13 protein-coding genes are annotated in these 12407 nt (G+C 69.1%); 3 read left to right on the top strand and 10 right to left on the bottom strand.

What is annotated here, in order from left to right; all coding sequences use genetic code 11:
* The first annotated feature begins 27 nt into the window (after nucleotides 1-27).
* Nucleotides 28-318: a WhiB family transcriptional regulator gene (locus ACZ50N_RS06155; RefSeq protein WP_046365189.1), complete on the top strand. Its 291-nt coding sequence runs from the start codon at nucleotides 28-30 to the stop codon at nucleotides 316-318.
* Between the two features lie 12 nt (nucleotides 319-330).
* On the opposite strand, the gene ACZ50N_RS06150 is transcribed toward ACZ50N_RS06155, so the two are convergent.
* Nucleotides 331-1758, bottom strand: a complete 1428-nt coding sequence (locus ACZ50N_RS06150; protein WP_318257927.1) for a threonine/serine exporter family protein — start codon at nucleotides 1756-1758, stop codon at nucleotides 331-333.
* 131 nt (nucleotides 1759-1889) lie between these two features.
* Here ACZ50N_RS06150 and ACZ50N_RS06145 point away from each other — a divergent pair, with 131 nt between their 5' ends.
* Nucleotides 1890-3173 carry a carboxylesterase family protein gene (locus ACZ50N_RS06145; protein WP_464474910.1) on the top strand — a complete coding sequence of 428 codons (1284 nt, stop codon included), beginning with the start codon at nucleotides 1890-1892 and terminating at the stop codon, nucleotides 3171-3173.
* Nucleotides 3174-3258: 85 nt separating this feature from the next.
* Here the strand turns inward: ACZ50N_RS06145 and groL are convergent, their stop codons facing one another.
* Complete coding sequence (gene groL, locus ACZ50N_RS06140) at nucleotides 3259-4890, bottom strand: chaperonin GroEL (protein WP_046365187.1); 1632 nt, start codon at nucleotides 4888-4890, stop codon at nucleotides 3259-3261.
* A 90-nt stretch (nucleotides 4891-4980) separates the two neighbouring features.
* Nucleotides 4981-5283 (bottom strand): co-chaperone GroES, encoded by a 303-nt coding sequence (gene groES, locus ACZ50N_RS06135; protein ID WP_046365188.1) that lies wholly within the window; start codon nucleotides 5281-5283, stop codon nucleotides 4981-4983.
* A 268-nt stretch (nucleotides 5284-5551) separates the two neighbouring features.
* On the opposite strand from groES, the gene ACZ50N_RS06130 reads away from it, so the two are divergent.
* Nucleotides 5552-7162 carry an HNH endonuclease signature motif containing protein gene (locus tag ACZ50N_RS06130; RefSeq protein WP_464475597.1) on the top strand — a complete coding sequence of 537 codons (1611 nt, stop codon included), beginning with the start codon at nucleotides 5552-5554 and terminating at the stop codon, nucleotides 7160-7162.
* Here ACZ50N_RS06130 and ACZ50N_RS06125 read toward each other — a convergent pair.
* The 7 genes from ACZ50N_RS06125 to alr are packed head-to-tail and all read right to left on the bottom strand — an operon-like array spanning nucleotide 7159 to nucleotide 12377.
* The gene (locus tag ACZ50N_RS06125; RefSeq protein ID WP_464474909.1) at nucleotides 7159-7590 is read right to left on the bottom strand and encodes a nuclear transport factor 2 family protein; all 432 of its coding nucleotides are present in this window, start codon (nucleotides 7588-7590) and stop codon (nucleotides 7159-7161) included. The two genes, ACZ50N_RS06130 and ACZ50N_RS06125, sit on opposite strands and share 4 nt — an antisense overlap.
* Nucleotides 7587-8609 (bottom strand): tRNA (adenosine(37)-N6)-threonylcarbamoyltransferase complex transferase subunit TsaD, encoded by a 1023-nt coding sequence (tsaD, locus tag ACZ50N_RS06120; RefSeq protein WP_464468845.1) that lies wholly within the window; start codon nucleotides 8607-8609, stop codon nucleotides 7587-7589. Before tsaD ends, ACZ50N_RS06125 begins: the two co-directional genes overlap by 4 nt.
* The gene (rimI, locus tag ACZ50N_RS06115; RefSeq protein WP_046366580.1) at nucleotides 8606-9058 is read right to left on the bottom strand and encodes a ribosomal protein S18-alanine N-acetyltransferase; all 453 of its coding nucleotides are present in this window, start codon (nucleotides 9056-9058) and stop codon (nucleotides 8606-8608) included. Before rimI ends, tsaD begins: the two co-directional genes overlap by 4 nt.
* Nucleotides 9055-9690, bottom strand: a complete 636-nt coding sequence (tsaB, locus tag ACZ50N_RS06110) for a tRNA (adenosine(37)-N6)-threonylcarbamoyltransferase complex dimerization subunit type 1 TsaB (RefSeq protein WP_464474908.1) — start codon at nucleotides 9688-9690, stop codon at nucleotides 9055-9057. The genes rimI and tsaB overlap by 4 nt, the downstream gene beginning before the upstream one ends.
* Nucleotides 9687-10148, bottom strand: a complete 462-nt coding sequence (gene tsaE, locus ACZ50N_RS06105; RefSeq protein WP_464474907.1) for a tRNA (adenosine(37)-N6)-threonylcarbamoyltransferase complex ATPase subunit type 1 TsaE — start codon at nucleotides 10146-10148, stop codon at nucleotides 9687-9689. The genes tsaB and tsaE overlap by 4 nt, the downstream gene beginning before the upstream one ends.
* On the bottom strand, nucleotides 10141-11229 hold the full coding sequence (locus ACZ50N_RS06100; protein WP_464474906.1) for an alpha/beta fold hydrolase: 1089 nt from the start codon (nucleotides 11227-11229) through the stop codon (nucleotides 10141-10143). Before ACZ50N_RS06100 ends, tsaE begins: the two co-directional genes overlap by 8 nt.
* The gene (gene alr / locus ACZ50N_RS06095) at nucleotides 11226-12377 is read right to left on the bottom strand and encodes an alanine racemase (protein WP_464474905.1); all 1152 of its coding nucleotides are present in this window, start codon (nucleotides 12375-12377) and stop codon (nucleotides 11226-11228) included. The genes ACZ50N_RS06100 and alr overlap by 4 nt, the downstream gene beginning before the upstream one ends.
* Nucleotides 12378-12407: the final 30 nt, after the last annotated feature.

The raw sequence follows: 12407 nt of genomic DNA, 5'->3' as shown, positions 1-12407 counted from the left end.
ATGGGATGCGCAGAGAGGGGTTTCGCAGTGCCACAGCCGCAGCAGCTTCCCGGTCCGAATGCCGACATCTGGGACTGGCAGATGCAAGGTCTTTGCCGGGGTGTCGATTCCGCGATGTTCTTCCATCCCGACGGCGAGCGTGGCCGCGCTCGCGCCCAGCGCGAGATGCGCGCCAAGGAGATGTGCCGTAGTTGCCCCGTGATCACTCAGTGCCGGTCACACGCGCTTGCAGTGGGTGAGCCCTACGGCATCTGGGGCGGCTTGAGCGAGTCCGAGCGCGAACTCCTGCTCAAGCGAGGCATTCGCCGCTCCGCCTGATCGGGAGGCCACTCAGTCCGCAGAGCTCAGCGGTGAGCGTCCCGGCAGCTTCAGACTGCGGTTCGTGCGCCGTGCCTGCAGCCGTCGCCGGCGGACCTTCCACGAACTCCACTCGCCCAGAGTCACGCCTGCTGCGAGCGCGGTTCCGATGGCGAATGCGCCCAGCACAGACGCGAAGCCCACGGCGCTCTGGTCGTTGAGGATGGCGTAGATGCCGTGCAGCAACGCCAGACCCGGCAGCAGCGGGACGATGCCGGCGATCGAGACGACCATCGGCGGTGCCAGGTTGCGACGTTCCATCAACCGGCCGACCAGCCCGATCGGCACGGCCGCGACGAACGACGCCACCACAGCCCCCAGGCCGGCGCCTTGGGCGAGCAGGAACGCGATGGTGCCCGCCGCACCGCCGAAAGCGGCAGCGATGGCCGCCGAGCGTTCGGCGTAGCAGGCCAGCGCGTAGGCCGCAGCGCTCGCCGCGCCGAATGCGACGCGGGCCGGGAATTCGGCGATGGCAGGCGGTGAGTGCGCGTCGATGGCGACGAACGGTGCGCCGAAGCGGTTGGCCAGATGCAGCACCAGTGCCACACCGGCGATCGTCGCTCCCGTCATCATCACCAGCTCGAAGAAGCGTCCGGCGGCGGTGACCGGGGCGCCGCTGATGACGTCGCCGACCGACCCCACCAGCGACAACCCGGCGAGCAGCACGACGAGGCCGGCGGCGATGGCGATGCTCGGCTCGAAGTGCAGACCCAGTCGGGGGCTGAGCCAGTAGAGGATGATCGGCGGCGCGGCGGCGATCATCCCGCCGACGGCGTACTGGAAGAAGAACGGTAGGCCATGCCGGTTGAGACGCCGGTTCACCCGGTCGATGGTCATGGTGCTCAAGGCGCTGACCACGCAGCCGAGCCAGCCCGCGCCGAGCGTGCCAGCGGTCGCGAAGGCCAGCGCACCCCACGCCAGAGTGGCAATCCACCGGCGGTACGGGTGCGGGGCGACGATGATCTCGTCGAGTTCGGCGCGAGCATCGGTCGGTGAGATCTCACCGGCGCGGATCTTGGTGATCAACCGGTCGACGGCGGCCAGCCGGCTGAAGTCGATGGATCGCGACTGCACGATGTGCAGGGTGCTGACCGGCGACGACGGGCCGCGATAGGCGGCGATGTGGATCGTGGTGTTGATGACGTCGACTTCGCAGCGTTCGACACCGTAGGCCGAAGTGATCGCGGTGACCTGGTCCATCGTCGCGGTGGCGGGCGTTCCGGACGCCATCAGGATGGCGCCGATGTTGCCCGCGAGGTCGAGCACCTCGCCCACGCGCTCGTAGTACGCCTCGTCGATCTCGGCCCGTGACGCCGGGAGCCGCGGCATGGCGCCGGTCGGCGGGTCGGTCTCCCGCACGATGCGGCTCAGAAGCCCGCGCTGGCTCGGCTGCGCGCCCACGGCTGTGCCCTCCTGGTTGGTCGAATTGGCTCAGCCGATTCGGTCATGAGCAAAACCTATTTTACTCATGGCAGGCGCGTTGACCAGGGTCTGCCAGGGTGAGTGTGGGCACATCGACCTAGGGTGGACGCGTGGCCACGCGTCTGATTCCCGCGACGAGCGGCCGACTGCGGGTCGACGAGGTCGACGGGCTCATCCAGGCGCGCGGGGTGCCCTACGCGCGCGCCGAACGATTCGCACCGCCGGTTCCCGTCACCGCCTCCACCGATGTCGTCGACGCGACGGCGCGCGGCCCCGCCTGCCCGCAACTGCCGTCGCGGCTGGCGTTCGTCACGGGACCCGTGATCGACGAACTCGAGATGAGCGAGCGGTGCCAGGTCTTGAGCGTGACCGCGCCCGCTGACGCCACCGGTCTGCCGGTGATGGTGTGGTTCCACGGCGGCGCCTACGTGTCGGGGAGCGGTGAGGCCGCCAAGTACGACCCCGACGCCCTCGTGCGCGAGGGCCGCGTGATCGTCGTGCGGGTCAGCTACCGGCTCGGAATTCTGGGTTTCCTCAACCTCGCCGACGCGGGTTGGGACAACCTGGGATTGCTCGACCAGATCGCCGCGCTGCGGTGGGTGCAGGACAACATCACCGCGTTCGGCGGTGACCCTGGGCGTGTCACGGTGTTCGGTCAGTCCGCGGGTGGCTATTCGGCGCTGGCGCTGATGATGTGTCCGGAGACGGAGGCCTTGTTCTCCCGGGCGATTCTGCAGAGCGCTCCGCTCGGCATCCTGGGCGTCGATCGAACGGCCATGGTTGCGGCGATGCGTGAGGCGGCATCGGCGCGGCTGTCGGGCGTGGCGCCGTGCGATGCGGACATCGAGTTGCTGCTGCAGGCGCAGGTGGCGGCATTGACCGCTGCCGCGCCGTTCGGCGTGATCGGCAAGATGGCGTTGGCACCGACGGTGGGCCAGACCCCGATGGGGGCCTCGTCGAGGTTGGCGGCAGCCTCCCGGGTCGAGATCCTGGTCGGCTACACGAGGGACGACGCCCTGCCGTTCGTGATGCTCGACAAGCGGGGCGCTCACCTGCGCCGGCTGGGTGCCGTCGGGGCTGCAGCGTCGCGAATGGCTGCGCGCGCACTCACGCGACAGGTGTTCGGCGGCCCCGCGCTCGCCCTTGCCTCGTCATGGCGCGCTGCCGGTGGGCGTGCGCACACCTACCGCGTCGACTGGACACCCGGCCCCCTCGGGGCATGCCACTGCATCGAGGTCCCGCTACTGCTGGGGTCTCGCGAAACATGGTCAGACGCACCGATGTTGGGCATCGAGGGTGTCGACGAGGAGTTGGCGGTCCGGGTTCGTGCACAGTGGAGCGCGTTCGCCCACGGTGAGGTGCGCGAAGATCTGGTGCCACTCGCTATCCCGTGACACGGGTGTGCCTGCCGGCAAGGCGTTCACCCTCATACGAAAACACCCCCGGCCCATTCGGACCGGGGGTGTCTTGTTGCACTACTCAGTGGTGGTGATGGCCGTGTCCATGGCTGTGGCCATGACCGTCGGCTTCCGGCTCGGCCGGCTTGTCGACCACCGCGGTCTCGGTGGTCAGCACCATGCGCGCCACCGATGCGGCATTGACGACCGCGGAGCGGGTCACCTTGACAGGATCGACGACGCCCTGGGCGATCAGGTCGCCGTACTCCAACGTCGCGGCGTTGAAGCCCTGCCCTGCAGGCAGTTCCGCCACTTTGCTGACGACGACCGCGCCGTCGAGCCCGGCGTTGGTGGCGATCCAGTACAGAGGTGCGGACAGCGCGGCGGCGAACACACCGACGCCCAGCGCCTCGTCACCCTGGAGCTCTCCACGCAGCTTCTCCACGGCGCTGCGAGCCTGCACCAACGCGGCCCCGCCACCGACGACGATGCCCTCTTCGACAGCAGCCTTGGCTGCGGCCACGGCGTCCTCGACGGCTTCCTTGCGCTTCTTCAGATCGGTCTCGGTGGCCGCGCCGACCTTGATGACCGCGACGCCGCCGGCCAGCTTGGCCAGCCGCTCCTCGAGCTTCTCCCGATCCCAGTCGGAATCGGAAGCCTCGATCTCCGAACGCAATTGCGCCTTACGACCCTCGATCGCGTCCTGGGTGCCGCCGCCGTCGACGATCACCGTGCTGTCCTTGCTGACGACGACACGCCGCGCGGTACCGAGCACCTCGAGGCCGACGTCACGCAGCACGAGGCCCACGTCGGGGTTGACGACCTGGCCGCCGGTGACGACCGCGAGGTCGTCGAGGAAGGCCTTGCGACGATCACCGAAGAACGGCGCCTTGACAGCGACGGCCTTCAGCGTCTTGCGGATCGCATTCACGACCAACGTCGAAAGCGCTTCGCCCTCAACGTCTTCGGCGACGATCAGCAGCGGCTTGCCGGCCTCGGCGACCTTCTCCAGCAGCGGAAGCAGGTCGGGAAGCGAGCTGACCTTCTCGCGGTGCAGCAGCACCAGCGCGTCTTCGAGAACCGCTTCCTGCGAGTCGAAGTCGGTGACGAAGTAGGCCGAGATGAAGCCCTTGTCGAAGCCGACGCCCTCGGTGACCTCGAGCTCGGTGTTCAGCGTCGAGGACTCCTCGACGGTGACGACGCCGTCGGTGCCCACCTTGGTCATGGCCTCGCCGACCAGCTCGCCGACCAACTCGTCGCGCGAGGACACGGTGGCCACCTGTGCGATGGCCGTCTTGTCGGCGACCGGGGTGGCCGCAGCCAGCAGCGCCTCAGACGCAGCGTCTGCAGCCTTGCTGATACCCGAGCCGAGTGCGATCGGGTTGGCGCCCGCCGCCACGTTGCGCAGACCGGCCTTCACCATGGCCTGGGCCAGCACGGTCGCGGTGGTGGTGCCGTCGCCGGCGACGTCGTTGGTCTTGGTGGCGACCGACTTGACGAGCTGGGCGCCGAGATTCTCGAACGGATCCTCGAGGTCGATGTCACGGGCGATGGTCACGCCGTCGTTGGTGACCGTGGGGCCACCGAAAGCTTTGGCGAGCACGACGTGGCGGCCGCGCGGGCCCAGCGTCACCTTCACCGCGTCGGCGAGCTTGTCGACGCCGACCTCCATGGCGCGGCGCGCGGTCTCGTTGAACTCAATTTGCTTGCTCATAAGTTTCTTTCCCTCAAGGCGGGTATGACGCGCACCGCCCCGGACATCACCTCGCGTGTGCGGGTATGTCCGGGGCGGAACACGATTCGCTTACTTGGAGACGACAGCCAGCACGTCGCGGGCCGAGAGGATCAGGTACTCCTCGCCGCCGTACTTGATCTCGGTGCCGCCGTACTTGCTGTAGATGACCACGTCGCCCTCAGACACGTCCAGAGGAATCCGCTTCTCGCCATCCTCATCCCAGCGGCCGGGGCCAACTGCGACGACGGTGCCTTCCTGCGGCTTCTCCTTGGCGGTGTCGGGGATGACCAGACCGGAAGCGGTCGTGGTCTCGGCCTCGTTGGCCTGAACGAGGATCTTGTCCTCGAGTGGCTTGATGTTGACTGCCACGATTGGAGCCCCTTCACTCTTGATGTAGGTGTGCGTACACGGCGGTCGGTGACCGCCCTCGCGCCGTCGTCGCGGGTGCCGACACAGGGTTTGAACCGACTGCCGCCTAGCACTCTATACATGAGAGTGCTAGGTGCTCAAGGTCGGGGTTCTCGTGTACGCCCCGGGCGAACGGCACCGGATTCATCCCCAGGCTTCGAGTTATCCACAGGCTGGGATTTTGCGGCACCCGGCCGGCTTGACAGTCGGTAGATTCGTACATGTGTTCGATATGGTGCGGGTGGCAGACGCGGAGCTGGTCGAGGTGATGACCAGCTCCACGGCCGCTGCCGCCCGCGCCGAAGCGGTCACGCTGGCCGCGATCGCGGAGCTGTGGCGGCGGCGCCGCTGCCCGGAGCGGGAGCGGTGGGTGTGCGCGGACTGGGACGCCACCGCCGCCGAGATCGGCTGTGCCTTGGGGATGGGCCCCGGGCGGGCGTCGACGCTGATGGACCTAGCGCTGGCGCTGCGTGACCGGTTCCCCGGCGTGGGGGCCCTGCTGGCCGACGGGCAGGTGACGATGGACATGGTCAAGACGATCGTGTCCCGCACCGCGCTGGTCCTCGACCCCGCCACTTTGCGGCTGCTCGATGGGCATTTCGTCGACGCTGTGGCGGGGTGGGGGGTGTTGTCGCAGAAAAAGCTCGAGGCCGCTATCGATGTGTGGATCGAGACCTACGATCCGGATGCGGTGCGCCGGGTGCGCACCCGGTCGCGGGATCGGTCGTTCACCATCGGCGATCGCAGCGATGCTGATGGCGTCACCAGCGTGTACGGGCAGTTGGCTGCCTCGGATGCGGCGCTGCTGGCGTCCCGGCTGGCGATGATGATCGCTTCGGTGTGTGAGTTCGATCCGCGCACGCTGGATCAGAAACGCGCGGACTCGGTCGGGGCGATCGCCGCCGGCGCCACCGCGTTGACGTGCCGCTGCGGGCGCCCCGACTGCGCCGCCGCGCGGGTGGATGACGGGCGCGCCTCGGCCATCACGATCACCGTGATCGCCGACCAGGCCACCCTCGACGTTCAACCCGATCCGCAGCTGCACGGCGAAACACCCAAGTCCGCCTACACGCCACGAAACACCGCGCCCGTCGAGCCCGTCGAGCCTGAGCCCGTTGAGGCTGAGCCCGTCGAGCCTGAGCCCGTCGTCGCAACGCCGGTTGAGTCCGCCGCTACACAGTCCCAGCGCGCGGCGCTGATCGTGGGCCCCGGCGGGGGCATCGTGCCCGCACCGCTGCTGGCCGAACTGATCGCTCACGGCGCGACAGTCCGTTTCGTCGGCGCCAACGAGGGCCTGGCCACCGACGGCTACCGACCCTCCGCCGCGCTGGACCGCTTCGTCCGCGCCCGGGATCTGACGTGCCGCTTCCCCGGCTGCGACCGACCCGCCACCCACGCCGACATCGACCACACCGTGCCCTACCCGGCCGGTGCGACGCATCCGGCGAACACGAAATGCTATTGCCGCCAGCATCATTTACTGAAAACCTTTTGGGAGGGGTGGACCGAACGCCAAACCCCCGACGGGCGCCTGCACCTGATCAGCCCGACCGGCCACGCCTACACCACCGCGCCGCTCTCAGGGCTGCTGTTCCCCTCCTGGAACACCCGCACCGGACCACCACCGGCGACCACCACCACCACGCAGCGACCCACCCCGGGCCGCCACCTCATGATGCCCACCCGCGGCCGCAGCCGCACCCAGAACCACCTCGCCTACATCCACCGAGAACGCGAACTCAACCACCGCGAACGCGTCGAAATGGAGCCGCCACAACACAACTCGGACGCCTACAACGCGCCACCCACCGGATGCACCGGCGATGACCCGCCGCCGTTCTAGCGCAGCTGGTCGGGATTCATGAGCAGGTGGTCCGACACGTCACCGATCATCTCGACGTCGACGGTGCGTTGCGTGAAGAACCAGCCGTGGTCGTCGCGAGCGAAGGTGTCGGCGTACCGGCCCACGACGATCGGCTGCAGCGCAACGGTATCCGTCTGCTGGACGACGCAGAACGTGGATCGCGCGGCCGCAGTGTCGCCGCCGACATCGACGATGGGATTGAGGACGAGATGACGGGTGCGCGGGGTGTTGCCGTGATCGGGAAAACGACGGGTCGTCGCAGCGAACAGGGCCGCGATCGCCTCGCTGCCGGCGACACCCATGAAGTTGCCCCTCCCCAACAGCCGGCCGACGCCGTCGAAGTCGCCCGCGTCGATCAATTCGGCATAGCGGTACAGCAATTCGGTGATAGCCGAACGATCACTCACGCGACCTGCCCCTGCACCACCGGCAGTCCGGGATCGCTGGCAACATCGAGTGGTGACGGCTCCGCTCCCGCCGCGATCAGGTGCGCCGCGAACGACGCGATCATCGCCCCGTTGTCCGTACACAACCGCGGACGCGGCACCCGCAACGTCAAACCAGCTGCCGCACAGCGCTCCTCGGCCAGCTCACGCAGCCGCGAGTTCGCCGCCACTCCCCCGGCAATCAGCAGCGTCGACACCCCCAGCTCATCGGCTGCGCGCACCGCCTTCGCCGTCAACACATCGGCGACCGCCTCCTGAAAGCCCGCCGCGATATCAGCCTGCACGGCGTCCGGGTGACTCTCCACATACCGCGCGACCGCGGTCTTGAGACCCGAGAAGCTGAACGCGTAGCGGTCATCCCGGGGTCCCGTCATCCCTCGGGGGAAGGTGATCGCAGCAGGATCCCCCTCGCGCGCGAGCTCGTCGAGGACCCGGCCACCCGGATACCCCAGGCCCAGCAACCGCGCCACCTTGTCGTAGGCCTCCCCCGCCGCGTCGTCCACCGTCGAACCCAGCTCCACGATCGGCTCACCGAGGGATCGCACATGCAGCAGGTTGGTGTGTCCGCCGGACACCAGCAGCCCGATGCTCTCCGGCAGCGGGCCGTGATCGTAGACATCGGCTGCGAGGTGACCGCCGAGGTGATTGACCGCATAGAACGGCACCTGCCATGCCGCCGCGTACGCCTTCGCCGCCGCCACGCCCACCAGCAGCGCACCCGCCAGACCCGGCCCGATCGTCGCCGCCACCACATCCGGCCGATCGATGCCGGCCACCTGCAGGGCGCGACGCATCGTCGGGCCCAGCGCCTCCAGGTGCGCCCGAGATGCGATCTCGGGCACCACGCCCCCGAATCGGGCGTGCTCGTCGACACTGGAGGCGACCTCGTCAGCCAGCAGCGTCACCGCGCCGTCGGCGCCCAGTTCCGCGATACCGACACCGGTCTCGTCGCACGAACTCTCGATCGCCAAGATGATCATCGCGGCTCCCGCTTCATCGAGTAGGCGTCCGCGCCACTGACGCGGTAGTAGCGCTTGCGCAGGCCGATTCGGGTGAACCCCTCGCTCTCGTACAGCGCGATCGCAGCCTCGTTGTCGGTGCGCACCTCCAGGAAGATCGCGCCGCCGTCGGCGTAGTCGAGCAGCTGGCGCAACATCTGTCTGCCGATGCCGTGGCCCTGATACGCCGGGTCGACGGCGATCGTGTGCACCTCGTACTCGAACGGCTTGCAGCGGCCCAGCCGCGCGATACCGGCGTACCCAACGAGCTTGTCGTCGGCCCGCGCCGCCACGTACTGGTTGTGCTTGGCCGCGATCTCGGCGAGAAAGGCACGTTCGGGCCAGGGATCGTCCCCGTCGAACAGCTGCGCCTCGAGTTCGGCGCAGCGTGCCGCGTCGGCGGCCACCAGAGACGAGTAGTCCACGTTCATCGCTTCACCGCCGACGGCTTCGCGTCGGGTCTGCGCAGATACAGCGGCACCAACGGCTCCGGCTCGGTATCCCAATCTGCCACCGCCGCAACCAGACCCGTCGCCGACGGCGACACCGGCGCCAGCCGAGGTAGATCGAACAGCGCCGCATGCTCAGGCGATCCGGCCACCCCAACCAACCCAGCCGCGCCGGCGGGCACGTCGGTCGCAGCGTTGACCGCCGGCCCGTCCACGCGAACCCCGTCGCAGTACCGAGCCCAGTACACCTCCCGCCGGCGCGCATCGGTGACCACGAGCACCTCACCGGTCGTCCCCGCCGCGATCGCGTCCAGGCTGCACACCCCGTACACGGGAATCCCGAGAGCATGACCGAACGCCGCCGCGCTGGCCATGCCCACGCGCAACCCGGTGAACGGCCCCGGCCCGCACCCGACCACCACAGCGTCCAGTTCGCCCACATCCACACCGGCGTCCGCCAGCGCCCCGACGATGTTGGGCGTCAACGTTTCCGCATGCGCGCGCGGATCGACCGTCACGCGTTCGGCGAGCATCTCGATTCCCGAGCCGAACCGGACCACTCCGGCGGTCACGGCCGGAGTGGCGGTGTCGAGGGCCAGCACCAGCCTGCTCATGGTCTGCTCCACTGCCACATCGCCGTACGCACATCACTGTTCGCGGTCCGCTCGAGCCGGATGTCGAGGTGTCGCTCCGACAGCCGCTCGGCGACCCCCTCGCCCCATTCGACGACGACGACCGCATCGTCGAGATCGGTGTCGAGGTCCAGGGAGTCGAGTTCGGCGAGCAGATCGACCGAGCTCTCGTCCAGAAGGCGGTACAGATCGACGTGCACCATCGCCGGCCCTTCGGACTGACGCGACCGGTGCACGCGCGCCAGGACGAACGTCGGCGACAGCACCGGCCCCTCCACGTCCATACCCTGCGCGATTCCCTTGGCCAGCACCGTTTTTCCCGCACCCAGCGGGCCGGACAGCACGACCAGGTCACCGGCGCGCAGTTCGCGCCCCAGCTCGGCCCCGAACGCGAGGGTGTCCTCGGCGCTGGCAAGTTGCTGCACGCCCGAGTCAGCCATTGTTGCGCACCCTCTCCCGCACTCGCCGGGTCATCGCCACCAACTTCGACGGCGTCGAGCGCTCGACCAGCCGCACCAGCGCGTCGTCGATGATCTCGGGCTGCTCCAACTGCACCAGATGTCCTGCGCCGCCGACGATCACCAACTCCGACTTCGGCAGCGCCGCCGCCATCTCGCGCGAATACTCGGCAGGCGTCAGCAGATCCCGGTCGCCGCAGGCGATCAGCGTCGGCACCTTGCGCAGCGTGACCAGGCCCGCGGTCTCGTCGTGCACCTCGAGCGCGTGGAGGAATTCGACCAGCGTGGCGATCGGCGTGTCGTGCATCATGCGCTCGGAGAACGCCACCACGCTCGGGCTGATCTTCTCGTCGCCGAACGACGCCGCCCGCAGGATGGGTCCGATCACCGACCGCGCGGCGCCGCGGAACCGGTGAACCGTCTTGGGCGCATAGCGGGCGGTGAACTGAACCGCTTCCAGCGCAGGGTTTTTCAGGATCTCACCGAGGGGCGACCGGGACACCCCTTCGGCCGCCGACGCGATGATTGCGGCGCCGACGATGCGGGTGGGATAGCGCTGTGGGTACTGGCGAGCGTGGGACAGGACCGTCATGCCGCCCATCGAGTGCCCGACGAGCACCACCGGCCCACGCGGCGCCATGACCGCCAGCACGCTCTCGAGGTCCTGGCCCAACTGTTCCACCGTGTAGGTGTCGGGCGACGCCTCGCCGGACTGTCCGTGGCCGCGCTGGTCATAGAACACCATGCGGACCTGCGCGCCCCACTGCTCGCTCAGCCGGGCTCGCTGAAAGTGGAAGGAGCCCATGCGAAGAGAGAAGCCGTGGGCGAACACCACCGTGAGCGGCGCGTCCTGCGGGCCGACCTCACGCACCGCCAGCGGTACTCCGTCCGGGGTGGTGACGACCGTGCTGCGGTCGACGTCGAGCAGTTCGAAATCCTCGTCCCGGTGCGGATCGTCCTCGGTCACGCGGCGCCGCAGCGAGCGCGCCGCGGTGATACCGGCCGCCGACCCGACGGCGGCGATCCCGGCCGCGCCGGCCAGCCAGCCGGCCCGCGGGCTCATCGTCCGCCCCCGCGGTACGACCGGGTGATACGGCCGCGCGGGCTGGTGACGACCTCGTAGTTGATGGTGCCCAGCAGGTCCGCCCAGTCCTGCGCCGTCGGCTCACCCCGCGTGCCGGGACCGAACAGGATCGCCTCGTCGCCCTCGCTCACCTCGACCGGACCCGGCCCGAGGTCGACGACGAACTGGTCCATGCAGATGCGTCCGACGTTGGGGTAGCGGCGTCCGTTGATCTGCACCGACAGCCGGTTGCTCAGCGGCCGGAACACGCCGTCGGCGTACCCGGCGGGGATCAACGCGACCGTGGTGTCCTTCTCGGCGACCCAGGTGTGCCCGTAGGAGACGCCGTCGCCGGCGCGGATCGAGCGCACCATCGCCACCGGGCACGTCAACGTCATCGCCGGCCGCAACCCCATGTCCCCCTGCTCGGGGATCGGTGTCTGGCCGTAGACCGCAATACCCGGCCGGACCATGTCGAAGGCCAGGTCGGGCCGCGTCAGCGCCGCAGGCGAATTGCTCAGGTGCACGACCTCGAACTGCACCCCTGCCTCGCGCGCCGCCGCAGCCATGTCGGTGAGCCGCTGGGCCTGCACGCTGTTGAACGGATGATCGGGGCTGTCGCCGTGCGCCAGGTGCGACATCAGACCGCGGACGCGCACCGCACCGTCGGACGCGGCGTTGCGTAGTGCGGTGACGACGGCTGGATAGTCGGCAGGCGCGACACCGTTGCGGCTCAGCCCCGTGTCGGCCTTGATGGTCACAGTGGCGGTGCGACCGGTCCGCCGGGTCGCCGACAGCACCTCCTCGACCTGCCGCACCGACGAGACGGCGACCTCGACGTCGGCCGACAGTGCGGGCGCGAAGTCCATACCGGGCGTGTGCAGCCAAGCGAGCACCGGCGCCGTGATGCCGTCGCGGCGCAGGGCCAGCGCCTCGTCGACGGTCGCCACGCCCAGCTGGGCTGCCCCCGCGCTCAGCGCCGCACGCCCGACGGCGGTCGCACCGTGCCCGTAGCCGTCGGCCTTGACGACGGCCATGACGGCGGCCGTGCCGGCGCGTTCGCGCAGCACGGAGATGTTGTGCGCGACGGCATCGAGATCGACGGTCGCCGTCGGCACGTGCTGGGTCGTGTTCAGTGCGTTGATCACCGCTGCCGATTGTCCCAGGCCGCCGTCGGA

The organism is Mycolicibacterium obuense, assembly GCF_055397605.1.
This window is presented reverse-complemented; position numbering and strand designations above follow the sequence as displayed.